Source organism: Poriferisphaera sp. WC338, from assembly GCF_050931845.1.
Lineage (GTDB): Bacteria > Planctomycetota > Phycisphaerae > Phycisphaerales > Phycisphaeraceae > Poriferisphaera.
The window spans coordinates 2,386,171-2,402,605 of record NZ_CP194516.1 but is presented as its reverse complement, the minus strand read 5'-3'; the positions used below and the strand labels follow the sequence as shown (position 1 = coordinate 2,402,605).

Annotated in this window: 18 protein-coding genes and 1 tRNA gene; 7 read left to right on the top strand and 12 right to left on the bottom strand. The window is 51.3% G+C overall.

The features are described 5' to 3' along the window. Positions 1–17: 17 nt before the first annotated feature. The 4 genes from ACQ6WK_RS09825 to ACQ6WK_RS09810 all read right to left on the bottom strand — a co-directional run bounded on the left by ACQ6WK_RS09825 (position 18) and on the right by ACQ6WK_RS09810 (position 4,353). Entirely contained in the window at positions 18–575 is a 558-nt protein-coding gene (locus ACQ6WK_RS09825) for a D-lyxose/D-mannose family sugar isomerase (RefSeq protein ID WP_432797208.1), read from the bottom strand. Positions 576–667: 92 nt separating this feature from the next. Then, positions 668–2,251, bottom strand: a complete 1,584-nt coding sequence (locus tag ACQ6WK_RS09820) for a M48 family metallopeptidase (protein WP_432797207.1) — start codon at positions 2,249–2,251, stop codon at positions 668–670. Between the two features lie 100 nt (positions 2,252–2,351). Next, positions 2,352–3,272 carry a hypothetical protein gene (locus tag ACQ6WK_RS09815; protein ID WP_432797206.1) on the bottom strand — a complete coding sequence of 307 codons (921 nt, stop codon included), beginning with the start codon at positions 3,270–3,272 and terminating at the stop codon, positions 2,352–2,354. 223 nt (positions 3,273–3,495) lie between these two features. Continuing rightward, positions 3,496–4,353, bottom strand: coding sequence for a LarC family nickel insertion protein (locus ACQ6WK_RS09810; protein ID WP_432797205.1), 858 nt, complete (start codon positions 4,351–4,353; stop codon positions 3,496–3,498). Positions 4,354–4,448: 95 nt separating this feature from the next. Here ACQ6WK_RS09810 and sppA point away from each other — a divergent pair, with 95 nt between their 5' ends. From sppA to ACQ6WK_RS09795, 3 genes are all read left to right on the top strand, one after another. After that, complete coding sequence (gene sppA / locus ACQ6WK_RS09805; RefSeq protein ID WP_432797204.1) at positions 4,449–5,564, top strand: signal peptide peptidase SppA; 1,116 nt, start codon at positions 4,449–4,451, stop codon at positions 5,562–5,564. A gap of 147 nt (positions 5,565–5,711) precedes the next feature. Continuing rightward, positions 5,712–6,248, top strand: a complete 537-nt coding sequence (locus ACQ6WK_RS09800) for a hypothetical protein (RefSeq protein WP_432797203.1) — start codon at positions 5,712–5,714, stop codon at positions 6,246–6,248. A 115-nt stretch (positions 6,249–6,363) separates the two neighbouring features. Continuing rightward, a complete protein-coding gene (locus tag ACQ6WK_RS09795) occupies positions 6,364–7,785 on the top strand; it encodes a hypothetical protein (protein WP_432797202.1) in 1,422 nt (473 codons plus the stop codon). A gap of 21 nt (positions 7,786–7,806) precedes the next feature. Here ACQ6WK_RS09795 and ACQ6WK_RS09790 read toward each other — a convergent pair whose 3' ends face one another. From ACQ6WK_RS09790 to ACQ6WK_RS09775, 4 genes are all read right to left on the bottom strand, one after another. Beyond that, positions 7,807–8,685 carry an alpha/beta hydrolase gene (locus ACQ6WK_RS09790; protein ID WP_432797201.1) on the bottom strand — a complete coding sequence of 293 codons (879 nt, stop codon included), beginning with the start codon at positions 8,683–8,685 and terminating at the stop codon, positions 7,807–7,809. A gap of 92 nt (positions 8,686–8,777) precedes the next feature. Next, positions 8,778–9,806, bottom strand: a complete 1,029-nt coding sequence (locus ACQ6WK_RS09785) for an isocitrate/isopropylmalate dehydrogenase family protein (RefSeq protein WP_432797200.1) — start codon at positions 9,804–9,806, stop codon at positions 8,778–8,780. A gap of 232 nt (positions 9,807–10,038) precedes the next feature. Then, positions 10,039–11,121 carry a hypothetical protein gene (locus ACQ6WK_RS09780; protein WP_432797199.1) on the bottom strand — a complete coding sequence of 361 codons (1,083 nt, stop codon included), beginning with the start codon at positions 11,119–11,121 and terminating at the stop codon, positions 10,039–10,041. Between the two features lie 105 nt (positions 11,122–11,226). Further along, positions 11,227–11,616: a cupin domain-containing protein gene (locus ACQ6WK_RS09775; protein ID WP_432797198.1), complete on the bottom strand. Its 390-nt coding sequence runs from the start codon at positions 11,614–11,616 to the stop codon at positions 11,227–11,229. Between the two features lie 115 nt (positions 11,617–11,731). Here ACQ6WK_RS09775 and ACQ6WK_RS09770 point away from each other — a divergent pair, with 115 nt between their 5' ends. Next, positions 11,732–12,709: a lysylphosphatidylglycerol synthase domain-containing protein gene (locus tag ACQ6WK_RS09770; RefSeq protein ID WP_432797197.1), complete on the top strand. Its 978-nt coding sequence runs from the start codon at positions 11,732–11,734 to the stop codon at positions 12,707–12,709. A gap of 25 nt (positions 12,710–12,734) precedes the next feature. On the opposite strand, the gene ACQ6WK_RS09765 is transcribed toward ACQ6WK_RS09770, so the two are convergent. Together ACQ6WK_RS09765 and ACQ6WK_RS09760 are read right to left on the bottom strand one after the other, a co-directional pair. Continuing rightward, complete coding sequence (locus ACQ6WK_RS09765) at positions 12,735–13,439, bottom strand: ribonuclease HI family protein (RefSeq protein ID WP_432797196.1); 705 nt, start codon at positions 13,437–13,439, stop codon at positions 12,735–12,737. A gap of 166 nt (positions 13,440–13,605) precedes the next feature. Beyond that, positions 13,606–14,358, bottom strand: coding sequence for a zinc ribbon domain-containing protein (locus tag ACQ6WK_RS09760; protein ID WP_432797195.1), 753 nt, complete (start codon positions 14,356–14,358; stop codon positions 13,606–13,608). Between the two features lie 247 nt (positions 14,359–14,605). On the opposite strand from ACQ6WK_RS09760, the gene ACQ6WK_RS09755 reads away from it, so the two are divergent. The 3 genes from ACQ6WK_RS09755 to ACQ6WK_RS09745 all read left to right on the top strand — a co-directional run bounded on the left by ACQ6WK_RS09755 (position 14,606) and on the right by ACQ6WK_RS09745 (position 15,800). After that, positions 14,606–14,678, top strand: a tRNA-Ala gene (locus ACQ6WK_RS09755). A 13-nt stretch (positions 14,679–14,691) separates the two neighbouring features. Then, positions 14,692–15,048 carry a hypothetical protein gene (locus ACQ6WK_RS09750; RefSeq protein ID WP_432797194.1) on the top strand — a complete coding sequence of 119 codons (357 nt, stop codon included), beginning with the start codon at positions 14,692–14,694 and terminating at the stop codon, positions 15,046–15,048. 119 nt (positions 15,049–15,167) lie between these two features. Further along, entirely contained in the window at positions 15,168–15,800 is a 633-nt protein-coding gene (locus tag ACQ6WK_RS09745) for a hypothetical protein (protein ID WP_432797193.1), read from the top strand. On the opposite strand, the gene ACQ6WK_RS09740 is transcribed toward ACQ6WK_RS09745, so the two are convergent. Together ACQ6WK_RS09740 and ACQ6WK_RS09735 are read right to left on the bottom strand one after the other, a co-directional pair. After that, positions 15,794–16,006, bottom strand: coding sequence for a helix-turn-helix domain-containing protein (locus tag ACQ6WK_RS09740; RefSeq protein WP_432797192.1), 213 nt, complete (start codon positions 16,004–16,006; stop codon positions 15,794–15,796). The genes ACQ6WK_RS09745 and ACQ6WK_RS09740 overlap by 7 nt on opposite strands. A 39-nt stretch (positions 16,007–16,045) precedes the next feature. Then, entirely contained in the window at positions 16,046–16,231 is a 186-nt protein-coding gene (locus ACQ6WK_RS09735) for a helix-turn-helix domain-containing protein (protein WP_432800388.1), read from the bottom strand. Between the last annotated feature and the right edge of the window lie 204 nt (positions 16,232–16,435).

The window sequence follows — 16,435 nt, the reverse complement described above, 5'->3', positions numbered from 1 at the left end:
AATTGATGTGCGTGGCGTTATGCGTTTGAATTATCTATGCGCTGGATATTCGGGTCTGTGAAGATGTCATATTCGTCACGGCTTGTGCTTGAAAATTCGCTGATAATTGCGCCTTGATCACCGGCTTGGAACCAGTGAAGTGTATTTGGCGGGATGGTGTATTGCTCGCCGGGGTTAAGAATGATTTCGTGGAAGACGGTGTAATGATGTTTGCTACTAGGTGGAAGGGTTGCCTGGATGTGATTGGGCTGGTTGGAGCCTTCAAGGTAGAGATAAACTTTACCCCATCGGCAGCGGAACGTTTCCATTTTGCCGGGGACGGTTTGATTGTCATTTAAGGTGATGGTGGGGTGGCGATGCTCAGGGCAGGTTTGGTGAGGGAGCATGATGATTTCTTTTGCGCAGTAGCGATCGGTGTTGATGTAGGTGAGAAGCGTGAGTCCTTGCAGTCGAAAGTTGCTAAGGTTGAACGTGGCGAATTCAAGGCGAGCATATTCCTCAGGGGTGAGTGTAATGTGAGCTTGCTTGAGTAGTTGGCAAACTTCGGCGTGTTCAGTTGTGTTTGTTTTTGACATTTCAAAAGCTCCGATGGGCGAGAGAATTTCAATGATTTTATATGCTAGTTATGGAATTTTCGTGCGATTTAGTAGGTGAGGATTCTTTTAGGTTAGATCGTCAGGAATGTGTAGCCGAGAATGGTGAGTATGAAGAGGAAGATGAATAGGATTTTGAGGCGGGTCATCTGACGGTCGATGGAAAGCGCGGTGAGGGATCGACCAACGATTGAGCGGAGGTAGTTTTGACGGAAGGCGATTGAGCCATGCCGCCAATTGTGTTTGCGCATCGGGATATGATTTAAATCGGCAACCAGTTGTAATGCGTGAATCATGGCGTGTGCGGCTTCGGATGTTATTTTTGTTGTTGTATCAGAGATTGCACTGCTACCTTGTTGTTTGGTGAGATGTTGGACGGCAAAGGTGTCAGCTTGTCGTTCGGTTCGCCGTGAGATATAGCCGAAGGTGAAAAACCAAAGGATTAGTGTGGAAACAGTGGTGAGAGTGAAGAGAAGATCATCCGCGGAGAGTTGGGGGAGCAGCGGCAATGAGAAAAAGGAGAGGTCGATGGTATGTGGATTGATGATGGTGTAGTGAGACCAATCAAGGTGGCTCACTTGTGTGGTGTTGATGAGTGTTACTGAATATATTTCAGGGACGAATGGGGAGAGGATCGCGGTGAAGAGTAGGGTGAAGATGAGTTCATAGAAAGCGATAGTGGTGATAGCGGCAAAGAGTAGCCAGAAGATATGGTGGCGGCGGATGTGCGCGATTTCGTGGGCCATGACAGCTTCGAGCTGTTTTGGGGGGAGTCCATCAAGTAGTGCATCTGTGAGAAGAATGTATCGGAGATGACGAGAGAAGCCGATGACCGCAGCGTTGATCATCGAGCCCGCGGTTTGCCAGATGAGGATGCCGGTGATGCGGATGTTATTTTTTTTACAGAGATTCTCGAGTGTATCGCGGGCGGCAGATGGGGGGAGTATGGTAGTGTTCCAGAGGTAGCGGATCATAAGGGGGGCAAGCAAGAAGACAACGGCAGCGCCGGTCAGCGTGATCATCGTAGTGAGTTCAAGATTGTCCGGCGAAGTGGAGAAGAAATTGGGCGGAGATGATTCACCTGTCAGCCAAGGTGTAATCACATGTTCGGTGAGCTGCGCCCATAAGAGGATGAGCAGCAGTGGGAAGAGGATGATGGACAGATCGTGGCGGATGTGATTGAGGATGAACTGACTGCGGGTTTCGATGTTGTAGATGGGTTTGTTGGTATCGAGAAAATGAATGATGGATGATTCACGGACGCGACGGTAGGCGGGGTAATAGCAGAGCCAGGTGGTGAGGTAGACGAATAAGGGTGGGAGGAGGTATAGCAGTTCAGGAATGAAGAAGATGGGAGCGAATTGATCTTGCAGATAGACGAGGTAGCCGAGGGTGATTTGGATGAGGGCGATGATGACGGCGAGAGTGCGGAGGCGATTGGATGCACGCTCGATCTGCGTGATGCGATGGTTGGGTTTGTCTTGATCGAGGACGCGGATGCGTTTGCGGGTTTTACGTGTGTAAAAAAAAGCAATCAAGAGATAGGGCAGCAGCCAGGATAGCAGAAAAGTAATCATGCCCATCGAGGGGTCGGCCTCGGGGCTGATCAGGTCGCTCATAAAAATGGCGAGGATGAGGATAAGCATCTGGATCTGCATGTGTTAATGATACAGGCTGTTGGGGAGAATGCAGGGGTGTCCCCATGACCGGCGATCCCGGAAGGTCATAGGCTTGAGGGGGAGGTATCAATAGATGGAATTATTTAAATTTGGCGGCCTGTTCGCGGGTGAAATTTGCGGCGGCGTTTGCAGCGGCCTGGATGTTGGGGTCAGGATCAGACTTGGCGCGTTTGATGATGTGCTGCATGAGGCGGAGGTTGCCTTTGGACTTGGGTGCGTGTTGGAAGAGGCCGAGGCGGAGGATGGCTTCGGTGCGGAAGGTGGGGTCCTGATCGTTTTGGGCGATATTCATGAGATCGCCGCGGTGTGGATCGAGGTCCATGACGATGGCGAGTTTGGCGTGCCATTGCTTGTTGATGTCGGTAAGCGCGGAAGACCAGATGAGGATGTTCTTATCGAGGGGGGCGGATGATGTTTTGAGTTCAGGGTGATCGAGGACAAGTTTGTACATGGTATTGCCGGTTGCATTCATGATGCCCAGTCCGGTGTTGCGTATGTAAAGGCGTTGGTTGTATATGAAGAGTTGGTGGCCGAGTGCAAAGAGTGATTGAAGCACTTGGAGTCGTTGATTGGGTGTCAGGCGAGGTTCGGTGTTTGCATATTCGATTGTTTTAGTTGTGATGTTTTCAAGTGCGTTGCCGAATGAAGGTTGGGAATCGATTGTGATTGGGATGGCGTAATCGGAAAAGCCCTTGAAAAAACGGGTACTTGTCATGAGGTCCACAAGTTCGTCGGCTCTTTCGGCGATTGCTTCAGGATCATCCGGGGCTTGGTTAGCGTTTTCGATGATTTGCCCATAACGATGGACAGCGAGTTTCATGTGACTGTCGGACGGTGCTGGGAAAATGTGTGGGAGATTAGTTGAGAGTGTGATGGGTTTGAGTGTATCGGGTGCGGTAGCGTTGGTGGGGGGATCGGGCGGGAAGCCGAACTGGTTGTAGAGTGTGGCGATGGCAATAACGAGCAGGCAGATGATGGGGATGATGTATTTTGGTTTCATGGTGGCGTGCTGGGGGTGATTGAATAAAAGTGATTGGTGGTGTGGAAATGAATTGTATCATGAGCGTTTCGGCCGCGCATGACAGATTGATTGCGTCGTTGTTTGGCTTCGCCTCCGGGCGACGGGGCCTAAAGAAGACGCAAGCGAGGGGTTGTTGGTGGTTGTATGAAAGTGAGCCCATCCGCGGAGCGAATGGGCTTGGGTGGGTGAAATGCTTATGCGATTAGTTGGGGGTGAGGGTGCCTTGCGGTGTGAGTGAGCCGAGAGAGAGGCGGAGGAGGTTGGGGATGTCTGGGTTTTCGCGGTCGCCGGCGCCGTAGCCTGTGGCGGAGATGGTCATGGCGGGTTGTGAACCATTTAGGGCAGGGGTAGTCAACGCACGAACGATAGCGGCTCCGGTCGGAGTGATCAGTTCGCCTTTGCGATCAACGCCTTGGGTGGGAAGTGATTCGAGGAGATAGGCGGTGGCGGGTGCGGGGACGGGCATCTTGCCGTGAGCGCAGTTAACAAATCCTGTGGAGATGGGGAGCGTGCCGCAGCTTAAACTGTCGATATTGAGTAGCTCGAGAGCGACGCAGGAGCCGAGCATATCGACGATGGAATCCACCGCGCCGACTTCGTGAAAATGAATCTTGTCGAGGGTGGTTTGATGCACGCGCGCTTCGGCTTCGCCAAGGCGAGTGACGACATCGCGGGCGCGCTCTTTGGCACGGTCGGCGACATCTAGGTGGTCGATCATGTGCATGATGTCGTGGTAGTTCGTGTGATGGTGGTGTGCGTGATCATGTGAATGCTCATGGCTGTGCTTGTGCTCATGATTGTGGTGGTGATCATGTGACCCGTGTTCATATGTGTGGACGTGGGTATGATCATGCTTTTCGCCAATAGCAACTTTGAGATCGATGGCACCGATGCCGTGGCGGGAAACCCGATCGACCGCCAACTCCCAAGGTTTTTCGGTTGGCAGGTTGCCCATGGCGGCGGTGATCGCTTCGGGTTTTGCGCCAAGATCAATCAGGGCTCCGAGAAACATATCGCCTGCGATGCCTGAGAACGGATCAATGTGTAGATGAATCTTCATATTGGACGATGATACACTTCAGATGCTGTTTTTGCATCGCGGTGCTGTCGTGTGCCGCAAGATGAATGAAAAATGTTCTGTAGGAGTCCGCAGCCATGTCTGATAGCCCTTCTTCCCCTCAATCGAATGATCCAGGTTCTGCTGGCCGTCCTCCTGTCAGCGGGCAGGGTGCCGTCACACCACCACCGATGCCGGCTGGTTACGTGCCTATTCCGATGGGCCCGCCGCCGAAGGATCGTGGTTGGGTGCGTAAGTTTCTTGGCACGTTGCTACTGTTTTCGATCTTGGCGAACCTGTATATGGGGTTCCTTTTGTCACAGGCACTTTCGTCTGGGCCGCGTGAGTCGGAGTACTTGCCGGGCACGACCGAGCAGCGCGTGGTGATCTTGCCAGTGATGGGAACGGTTGATGACAAGATGTATAAGTTCATGCGGAAGTCGCTGCTGAAGCTGCGTGAGGATAAGCCGGCTGCGATTGTGTTACGTGTGAATTCCGGTGGCGGATATGTCAGTTCTTCTGACCAAATTTGGCATGAGATTGTGAAATTCAAAAAAGAAACGGGCATCCCCATCGTCGCCTCCTTCGGCGGCGTTGCGGCGTCTGGTGCTTATTACATCTCCGCACCTGCGGATGCGATTGTCATCGAGCAGACCGGCATCACTGGCTCCATCGGCGTGATCGCACAAGGCTTCACCGTTAACGGCTTGCTCGAAAAAGTTGGTGTGACTCCCGAAACCATTACTTCCACCGATTCAATCGATAAGGATGAACTTTCAATTTTCAGAAAGTGGACCGAGAAGGATCGTGAGATCATGGTTGGTATTCTCGACAGTGCATACGAGCAGTTTGTGAAGGTGGTTTATGAGGGTCGTAAGAAAACAGAGATCGATGGAAAGACCCATGAGATGACCGAAGCACAGGTGCGCGAATTAGCTACAGGTGCAGTTTTCACCTCCAGCGAGGCGCTTGCTAATGGCTTGGTAGATGAAGTCGGCTATCTGGATGCTGCGATTAAAGTGGCTGCTCGCAAGGCAAACATGCCTGCAGATGTTGAGCCTCGTGTGACACAGATGTCTCAGGCACAGGGAGGGCTGCTGTCATTGCTGGGTGTAAAAGGACCGGAAATGCCAAAAATGGACGCCGAGCAGATCCGCAGCATGCTGATGGAGATGAGTGACACGCGCCTGGCATACCGTCTGGACCTGAGGTGACTTTCTCGCAAAAAATCATCGGATGGGATGGTCGCCTTTTTGTTGTGGGGCTGCTGGCATGGTGTTAAGATACTGTGAATTCAATCCATACGAATTTTTTATCGCTGAATAAGGTGCCCTCTGGTGCCGGATGAAAGGGTTAGATGAATGAGCTTACGTGAAAAACTGGATAACAACTCAGCTGTTGTTACGATCGTTGCTGTCGTTGTTTTGTTGTTGTCACTGATCATCATTGTAATGCAGATGACCGGTGGCGGTGGTCGAAGTAGTAACTCCATCACCGAGTATTATTACTTTGACATGAGCACCGGCAAGATTGTGACCGCGCCAGCTACAAGTTTCCCGCCAGTTAAGGGTGCGGACGGCAAAGAATCTTCTGTGCGTGCTTATATCTATGCATGTGGCGAATGCGGTTCGAGCTACACCGATCTGACTGCGGAGGAATTGGAATCGCAAGGTGCGTTCATCGCTTGGTTAGAAAAGTACCCACCAAAGATCAAGAAGAAGCTTCAGAATGCTGGTCCCGAAGCCATGATGGAACTTGAAATGATGGGCGGTGGCATGCTGGTTACCAAGGTCGGTAGCAAGAAGTGGGTGCCGCAGCAATCTAAGACCGGCTTCAAGCTTACACAGAGCATTAACACCAAGTGCCCAGACGGTCGTGCCCGTGCATGCTTCCCGTAAGTTTCTTGTGGGGATCAAATCTCTTTGTACACGAAGCTGATTCCATAGAATACCTCCCATGCTGGCCGATGATGGTTAGCATGGGTTTTTCTTTGGTGGGTCACATAATGACGGTATGAAGGTTGAGAGCATGACACAGATGCGGCCATTCGCGATTGGGTTTTTGATCTTATGGGGCGTGCTTGCCGGCTGCGCACCAACGGTTTATGAAAAACCAACGGAAGTATTACTGGATCGTAAGCGTCCAGGCAGGCTCCGTCATGAAGCTTTTGATCAATTGGTCCAGAACGGCACGACGGTTAAAGATCCCGCCTATAACAAAGCACTTTATCAATTGGTTTGGTCCGATCGTCATCCGATGGATTTGCGCATTCGCGCCGCCGAGATTCTCATTGAATCTGATGAAGAAACTTTTATTGAAACCAGTAAGACGCTGATTGCTGTTGTCGATCATTGGCCGATGCTTGAATATCTTTTTGCTAAGGCGATTGAACGCAATTGGCAGGGTTTTACTGTTAGTGCGGTGCATAGCTGGTCACGTCCTTCACAACGCTATGGCGATCACACTCGTCCTGAATGCGATCTGCTTCAAGCACTCAACCCCGGTACCTCCCCTGAGCGTGTTGCGTTCAATGTATTCGCAGGCTCTTATGGTCCGACGACCCTTCGGCAGCAAGTTGCTGCATGGCAATTGCTCTGCCGTATTACGACACAAGACAAACTTAAACTTTGGCTTAGTCGGCCGGAATTACAATCTGAGGTTGCGCGGAACCTGAGGCTTTGCCAAACATGGGTTGATCGTATGCCACGCAAACGTGAGGGGGTGCTGATGCTGAATCATCTTGCGCAGTCTAATCATGCGTTAGGCGGATCGGATCGTGTAACGGAGGCGATGGCAGAGTGGCCGCATGATTGGTTTGTAGATACAGAGGTGCGACATATCCCCGTGCTTGTCCGAGCCATGAGTCATCCGCCGATGAAAGATCCTCGCGACTTGCAACGCGATATTCTCGTTCGGCTTGAAAAACAGACCCGTTATGCTCGTATCGATCAACGGCATATGGAAGCCGAAAAACTCGAACATCAACTGGACAAGATCGCGCTGGCGGACTGGTTTGTGATGGCCGATGTGTTGCGTGCGATGGAGAGTTCAAGTGTACGTAGTGCCTTGTTTTTGCAGGCCGATCAGGATCTGTCAGAAACGCGCACCGAGTTAGGTGGCGTGCTCGGCTATGATGATTCAGGTCAGTTCAAGGTAATGCCGTTTGAACCCAAGATCATGGATCATGACCGCAAGTTCTACGCATCTGATCAACTTGTCGAAGCGATGTACACCAACTTAGCTCATTATCATTTCCACGCGCAGTCACATGACAACGATACCTACGCTGGGCCTGGGCGAGGCGATACTGCTTTTGCTTCACGTATGGAATCGCATGCGGTGGTGTTCAGTTTTATTGATCATGACACGCTGAATGTTGATTACTATCAGCCGAACGGCGCGGTGATTGATCTTGGTTGCATCAAGCGGCCGTAACATGTCTATCCATGTGTTGGATCAATCTTCATCGTGATCGTGGCACTTGTTGTATGCAAAATTGATCACGTGATCCATAAAAGCATGCGTATGCACCGGAGGCTCCTGATCCAGCGGTAATGGATTGGGTGCATTAAAGACATGGTTCGCATCAGGAATGATAATACGTACTGCTTGGTCGCCAGCTGCCTGTGCTAGATTCGCCGCTGCGATCGGTGGAATGGTTTCGTCATCATTCCCGTGGATGATGCACAAAGGTGAAGTGATTTGTGCTGCAGCTTTGACAGGATCAAATGATGCTGGGCTGTGGGTGATTTCCGAATACCATTCAAGCCCAACATAAAGATCCTGGCCTGTTCGCCCTGATGGTGAGAGCAATCGTCCTTCGGCTTTGATCTGTTTAATCTGTACTTCAGTCAGACCGCATGCTTCGTCCGGTGATGCAGCGGTTACGACTCCCGCAATTCTGGTCGCGAGATCATTTGCGGGCGCGCCTTGCAAACGTGCTACCGTTAAAAGTGTCGTAATCCCGCCCCGTGAATGTCCAAACGGCACGATCGGTAGGCCGCTTCCTTTAAGTTCACCTGTATCTACTGCGCTTAGGACAGTTGCAAGATCGCTTACTTGGCGATCCCAAGTGTCTTTTTCAAAGAGGTCTGGCCGCTCAAATGTTTCAATGTTGTTGGTCATGCCGGAGTGACTGAAGTTGTAGCGATGCACAATCAGATTCGATTGCGCACCTGCTTCGGCAAGTTGCGGGAAGAAACCATAGTCTTTGTAGCCTTTGAATCCGTGTGAGAGGACCAGTACACCGACCGGATCGCCTTGCGGGAAGTGTGTGTTGCCAAAAATGGGTTGGTTGCCAGAGCCGTTGAGTGTCCAATCGGTGATGTTTGCCATGACGTATCTCTGTTGTGTTTTAATGCGCGGGTAAAGAAAAACGAGCACTTCATAGGTGCTCGTTATTGTATGTTAATCATACTCTGGTTTCTTTAGGCAAGCCGTTTAATGATGGCGTCGGCGAATTGGTCGGTGGAGAGAGAGCCGCCGAGGTCGCCGGTCTTCTGGTCGTCAGCAAGCGTTTTGTTGTAAGCGGCTTTGATGTTTTCGGCGGCATCTTTGAAGGATTGTTCGCCGGTGGTTTCGTTGAGGTGGTTGAGCATCATGACGCCCGACATGAGCAGCGCGAGTGGGTTGGCAATGCCTTTGCCAGCGATATCAGGTGCTGAACCGTGGACCGCTTCAAAGACCGCGTCTTCATGCCCGATGTTGGAGCCGGGCACCACACCAAGTCCGCCGACGAGACCTGCGGCTAGATCAGAGACGACGTCGCCATAGAAGTTTTCCATTAGCAATACATCATACTTGGTCGGGTCTTGCACGAGCTTCATGCAACCTGCATCGATGATCTGTGTGTCGTAAGGGAGCGATGGAAATTCTGCACCGTGGATTTTCTCGACGGATTTAAGGAAGAGCCCGTCGGACATTTTCATGATATTGGCTTTGTGGAAGACGGTAAGGTGCTTGCGGTCGCGGTTCTGGATGTACTGAAACGCGCGGCGGGCGATGCGTTCTGTGCCGTTTTCAGTGGCCACTTTAAGCGAGGTGACAATGCCGGGAGCGACTTCGTTTTCAATACCGGAGTAAAGGCCTTCCGTGTTTTCGCGTACGATGACCAGATCGACATTCTCGAACCGTGTCGGCACACCTTCAAGGGACCGCACCGGACGGATTGCGGCAAACAGGTGAAGCTTCTTTCGGAGTTGTACATTGACGGAGGTGAACCCTTTGCCAACGGGTGTGGTGCAGGGACCTTTGAGCGCGACGTGATGCTTGCGGACGGAGTCGACGGTGTCTTGTGGCATGACATCATCGCCTTGTTCGAGAGCGGCAAGACCGGCCTGCTTCTCAATGTATTCAAGCGGTGCGCCCGCGGCGTCAAGTACTTTTAGTGTGGCTTTGGTGACTTCTGGCCCGATCCCGTCACCGGGGATAACTACGACAGGAAACTGACTGGACATCGCAATTCCTTTAACACAAACGGTTTGAAACAGTACGTCCCGGCGTCACGGTGGGCGTCGGGCAACACATGCAGGCGGGCCATGATCATCTGTGATCATGCCGACCGAGTCAAATAGCTCCGCAGATCAAGTCAAAGTTTGTATGGATCATAGGACTATGATGCGATGAAAAAAGCACACTCGGGTGCGAGTGTGCTTAATATGCAATGGGATGCGAGTTGTTTGTCAGGATTTAGTAGGCGGATTGGGTGGCCTGCTGAGCAGCGGCGCGTTCGCGGAGCTTATCGATAACGCTGCGGACTTCATCGGCCATGCGCGTGTTAGGGAAGTCGCGGATGATCTGTTCGCCGACACGGACCGCGCGTGCGTCGTCTTTTTCATGGACCGCCATTTTGAATTGAACACCGAGGTTATCACGTTTCTTGCCGATGACGCCACGGGCGATTTCGCGGAGTGGTTCGGCTTCGTCAGCAGTGAGATACTTATCCAAGACGACCATGAGATCATGAGCGCGATCAACATCTTTATCTGCTGCTGCTATGAACTCACGTTCGAGTTGATGCTTGTAGTCATCAAGTGCGGCGCGGACGCGATCAGGCATCGACTTGGCACGTTCGGATTCGGGGAAGAGACGGATGAGTTTTTGAGCGCCCTGCATCGCAAGCTCAAAGTCGTGTGCTTCGATGACAGTTTCGATCTGGGCGATGCCTTTGGTGATCTTCATTTCCATGTCGGCACGGCGGGCGGCATTGATCTGATCACGGAAGTTTTCAGATTCTTCGAGGTAGCCGTAGGTGCGGGACATTTCAGTGACCAGTGCGAGAGCAGCATCGAAGTTATGATTTGCGATATCAGCACGGATGGTTTTGCGAAGAGCTTCGATGTCGTGATGTCGGTAGGCAATCCGTTTCGCGGTGTCGGAGAGTAGGAGCCGTTCGTGGATTTTACCGAGGGAAGCGAGCAATTCATCTTGTGAGCCAGCGGCGGGTGTGGTGTTGCTTGCACCATTGGCGAGCCGGATGCTGCCGACGATGAGCGTGACGGTGCCTGCAAAACAGAGAACGACGGCAGGGAGAAAGACGAGGAAAGTTTGCACGACCTGCATGGCGGGTGTTTGCGGTGCTTCGACAGAGTAGATACCGAAGCGATCGGTCTCGATCGCCATGATGGCAAGGGTAAGGAGGAAGGCAGAGCAGACGAGGCAAACGAAGGAAAGCCGAAGAAGGCTGCCGGGTGTGGCGAATGCTTTTGCTTTGCTGGCGGTTTCTGCATCATCGTTGGTTTGGTTAGGGACGGGTGTCGGCTGGTCGGCCATGTTCAGGTCCTTTATTCAATGATGAATATTTCGATATGCGCTCACTCAGCATATGTGATGGATGATGTTCACGGGATCAATCACGATCCGGTGGATGTTCCGGAATTAACTTCCGGGAGTTGCTTCGCATGCGCCTTGGCCGCAGTCAAAGTGTGTTGGTACAAGACACATAAATTTGAGTGTGTCGTTGGAGGTGTTGCGGAACTGATGGGTTTCATTGGGTGGCATGAAGACGACGTCACCTTGTTTGATGGGGCGGATGGTGGAGCCGTTAGTGCCGCCGACGACTTGTCCTTCGCCAGAGACGATCATGACTTCGTGTTCATAGTTGTGTGAGTGTAGTGGGGTGTGGCCATGAGGCTGAACTTCGAAGAGACGCATAGAGAAAGTGGGTGCGCCATCATCGCGGCCGATCATGAGCTGCATCTTGACGCCCTTCGCGCCGGGGATGTCCATGTCCTGCTGGTTTACATTTTCGGGTTTTCTGACAAACATACGTCACCTTTTTGAAACAACCTTACCTATGTTGACATTGTAAGCTGGTAATGTCGTAAATACCAGATTAAACTCGGCTTAACAAAGCCATGCTAGACACAGATCATACGCTGAGATGAACGAAAAAACTCAATCAAACACAAGAGCTGCGAGAAAAATTGCGGCATACCTGATCGGCATCCTGCTTATGGTAAGTGCAGTGTTGTTTGCGTTACGTGGGGTGCGGCTGGATGTGCTTAGAGAAGCAGGGGTTTGGGAGATGCTGGGGATTGCGGTGGGTGTGTTGGGGAATCTGTTTTTGACGGGATGGCTGTTCTGGGTGATGACAATGTCGTTTGCTCCGCAGCCGCCGGTACAGTTTTGGCGGATGCAGCAGTTGATCGCGCTAAGTGGTTTGCTGAATTATGTGCCTGTGGTGCGGCCAGGGTTGTGGGGTAGGGCGGTTTATCTAAAAACATATCACAGTTTGGCGGTAAGTAAGTCGGTGTTGATTTTGCTGCTGGTGATGTTGGTGGGGGCGGTGACGTTTGGAGTGTTGGGATTAGGATTGCTCGCAGTGCAAGCGACTGCGAGCAATATGATGATGTCGGTTGGTGGATGGATAACCTTGGCAGGGTTGCTTTTGATAATGGCAGGATTGACGGATCGCGGTTTACGGTTAGTGGTGCGATTGATGCCATTGCGAATAGTGCGTGAAGTGGTTGTGCCGCAGCGGTGGGTAAACGCATGGTCGTGGGTGTTGTTGAAAGCTGTAGATTTATTTACGGCAGCATTTCGGTTGTGGATTGCTTTTGCGGTGATTGGTGAGAGTGTGAGTTATGAAGCGGCAGTGGTAGCAACTTGTGGATCACTGATGGTAAAGATGATTGGGCTTACACCGAATGGATTAGGCCTTTCGGAATGGGCGGTGGCGGGACTGACGGCAGCGATCACCCCAGCGGGCGCTGCGGCCGGCGCAGCTGCCGCACTGATTGATCGTGCAGTGGAGGTGTTAGTGATGTTGCCAGCAGGTTTGGGGAGTGGATGGTTGTTAAAACGCCATGTGGTGGAAATGAAAAACGCCGTGACCGATGTCTCAGACACGACGCCCTGATCGCAAGATTAAATGTTGTTTAGGATCAGCTGACGTTGATGGATTGCCAGCACTGCTTGCAGATAACATCATCAGTTGTTTTGTCGGCGGGCCAATTGAGTGGGTCGGTGGCAAGGGCAGCTTGTGCTGCATGCACACAACAGCCGCCAGGGGTGGTGTGTCCAAATTTGAAGGGGCGGTTGGGTTTGATGTTATGAATACAGTCGTTTGTGGTGAGTCGGACGGTGAAACTGCCTGTGTTTGATTGCCCGCCAGTTGCCGGTACAAGATCGGCGGCGGGCTGGTTAAAAGATTCGGTGTCACCCGATTCGCCCGAATAAAAGATATCGGATTCAGCATCCATAGCGAGGTTGGCTAGTTCGTCAGCGCGGACGTTTTTTTCCCGCCGAACGTGAATGAGTTTCCATGTGGGGAAGTGGGAGAGGAGTTTAACGGCACGTTGATAGAGTGGTTTGAGGTCGGGGGATTTGACGCGGTATTCGCCGTTGATTTGCTTGACCATCAGTTCGGAGTCAGAGTGGATGAGTAGATCTTTGGCTTTGAGTTCGGTAGCGGCTTCGAGACACTTGAGTAGGCCGTTGTATTCGGCTGAATTGTTGGTCATGTGTCCGAGAAAGTGGCCGGCCTCATAGATAAGTTTGTTGGTGTCCGCGTTTTTGATAACAACGCCTGCTGCTGCTGGACCAGGATTGCCACGTGCCCCGCCGTCAATGTGAATAGTGCATTTCATGTTATTCCGATCGGCATGTGGTGGGTGATGCGTTTAAGAATTTGGGTGTGATAACGAAGATGGATACGGAAGGCGATCATCATCACGCATGACACATAGTAGAGGATCACGGTCACATCGTAAGGCGATCTTGGTAGAAGTAAAATATGAATTATTGCGCGAAGGGTTATTTGCCGCCGAGGGTGACTTTTGCATCTTCCTTCAGAAATAAAATACGCCCGCAGGTCGGGCATGAAGTGATGGCATCTGGCTTGATGATGATGCTGTTGAGGCGCTCAATCGGGAGCTGGATAAAACAGCCGCCACATATGTATTCCTTGCGACGGGTGTCTTGCAATTCGACTTCGGCCATGGCTTCACCGTCGTGCTCATAAATAAGCCGTTCAAAAGTAGCGAGCGTGTCAGCGGGGATTTTGCCAGCGGCAGTATCACGTTCTGCCTGGACTTGATCTAAACGATCTCCGACGGCTTCACGGGCTTCCTTGACGTCTTTTTCAGAATTTTCAACGAGCTTGCGTTGCTGATCAGACTGTTCGTTCAGTTCTTCAAATTTCTTGGTTGATTCCTCGACCGCGTTGATGCTTTCGAGTGCTTCGTCTTCTGCCTTAGATTTGTCAATCTTGAGAGTGTTCACTTCGACGAGCAGAGCGGAGTATTCTTTGTTGTTGGTGACCGCGTTCATATTGTTGCGGGCTTCGGTGATGCGGGTTTCGATTTCGTCAGATTGTTTTTCCATCGTTGCGGCATGTGCTTGCTGGTGCCTGAGCTGATCGCCGATTTCGGTGGACTGTTGTACGAGCTGTCCCAGCTTGCGCTGTTGAGCGGCTTGGCGACGGAGCGCGGCATCAAGCCGGCTGCGAAGCCCACGAAGTTGCTGATCGAGAAGGAACAGTTCGTATAGATTTTCCTGAAGCGACAAGATGCATTCTCCGAAAGTAATGTTGCTACAAGATAATATAGCAAAAGACAGGGGCCGGGCGAGCCGAGGGCTTGTTGTATGTGAGATTTCTGCCTGACGGGGTGATGAGATTGCTTGCGGTGTGGCTGTGTGAGCGACAAAACCGGCCTTGAATGGACCGCAAGGGTGATTGATTCAGCTGCGGGGAAAAGTGTGCAGGTTTGAACGAATGGCTGATCTTGATATAATTTTCCGTCTCAAAGTGATTGGGGCAGTAGCTCAGTTGGGAGAGCGTTGCACTGGCAGTGCAAAGGTCAGGGGTTCGAGCCCCCTCTGCTCCATTACAAAGAAACCGTGGTCATTCGTGACAGCGGTTTTTCTGTGCGCGGATTAATTGCGGATGATGCATTGAAACAAAAGCATCCCTCGTTTGAAAGGAATGCTTTGATATTTGTGCATTGTAGAATGGCTCAGGTGGGACTCGAACTGAGCAGCATAAAGGGCCAGAAAAGCAGGGGGTTACATAAAACGACAAATCAAAGTGGTGCAATATCCGGTGCAGTTGCTGCGCCGGCGGATGTGGTTGTGTCTGTTCTCGATTGCTTCATGGCTCATGAACAGGCGGCAATCCTGCGGGAGCTTCGAGAGTTAGCGGCCTTGCCGATCGGCGAGCGTGAACGACGTTTGAAGCGTGGCATATTCAAAGCATGAACAACACCCCAACGGTTGCGAACGCCGGCGGCGGTCGTTGTGGATGAGCAAAAAGGATGCTGGCATAAAACAAGCCGCGACTGGTGGAGCAGTGCGGCTTAGATCAAAGGATGAATCCCATGATTACTAACAACAATGTATCGGAAGAAGTTTGTGAAGTCGAGGAAACCACCACAAAGGATGTGACCAAGGAGATGCGGACCAATTATCCTGTCGAGCAGCTCGGAGCATTAAGTGGCGAGATGTTTTTAGCGAAGCGGCGGTATGGTGGAAGAAGGTTATTTGCGTGGATCGGTGATGTTGAGTGGGGGATCATATTGGGTGATGATGATGCGTTTATGAGGGGGCAACATTATCGCATCAACACTGCTCGTCAGCGAATCGAGATTAATGAGCGATTGGACGAAACCCGGCGATGGGTGGCGGTTGCCCAGGCAGTGGGAGCGATCTTCGTGGGCGAGTTTGGTGTCAGGCGGCCTCACATCCCGTTTGATGAGCGAGTGATTCAGGAGGTGTGCTGTATGCGAGCAGATGCAGAAAATGCCGATGATGTGACTGACGCAATCCTGTCAGTATTGGGAAGTGAGCCGGCGACTGTCCAGAAAATAAGTAATGCAACCGCGTTATCAGAGCGACATATCAAGTACATGCTGCGGCCTGATGGTGCTCTCCGGCGACTGTGCGGTGTTCGTGAATTGGTCGAAGGGGAAGAAGGTAAGCAAATCAAGCAATATGCACTCTCTGCTCAATAGTTACGAATGCGCTTTTGAGATTTCATATATGCATCAAGATCGTATTTGTCGTAGTGGTACTGTCCACCCAACTTTATATATGGGAAAGTTTTATCAGCCTTGAGCCTGTAAAGCGATCTGACGCTTATATCTAGATACGTTGCCGCGTTGGTATGGTTGAGGTAACGAGCTGTAACCGTTGATTTAGTTGTTTCCTTGTTTTGCATAGATTGACCTCGAAGTACCTCTGTTGTTAGTGATGAGACTTAGCGAGCTCCAATCCGCTTATTAGATTTCATGTAGGCATCAAGATCGTGCTTATCATATCTAATTCTTCCTCCAAGCTTTATGTAGGGAAGCTCTCGGTTTGCTTTGAGCATATGAAGTGTGCGCTCAGATGTTTCCAAGTAGATCGCAGCAGATCTGTGTGTCAGATAACGGGTTTCAATCATTGATTTCATTGATATTTGATTGCTCATTATGCGACCTCGCTGCTAGTTGGTTCAGGATGATTCGGGCTATATGCATAGTTGTAAAAGAAAGCCGCTCTTATGCCAATTGGAGATTGCCGCACCTACTTGCATGGTTTCGCGCATTTTCTGGGCGATCCAGGGGGTGGGGGGTGAAAATCACGAAGCAGCGCAGATCTGTATACC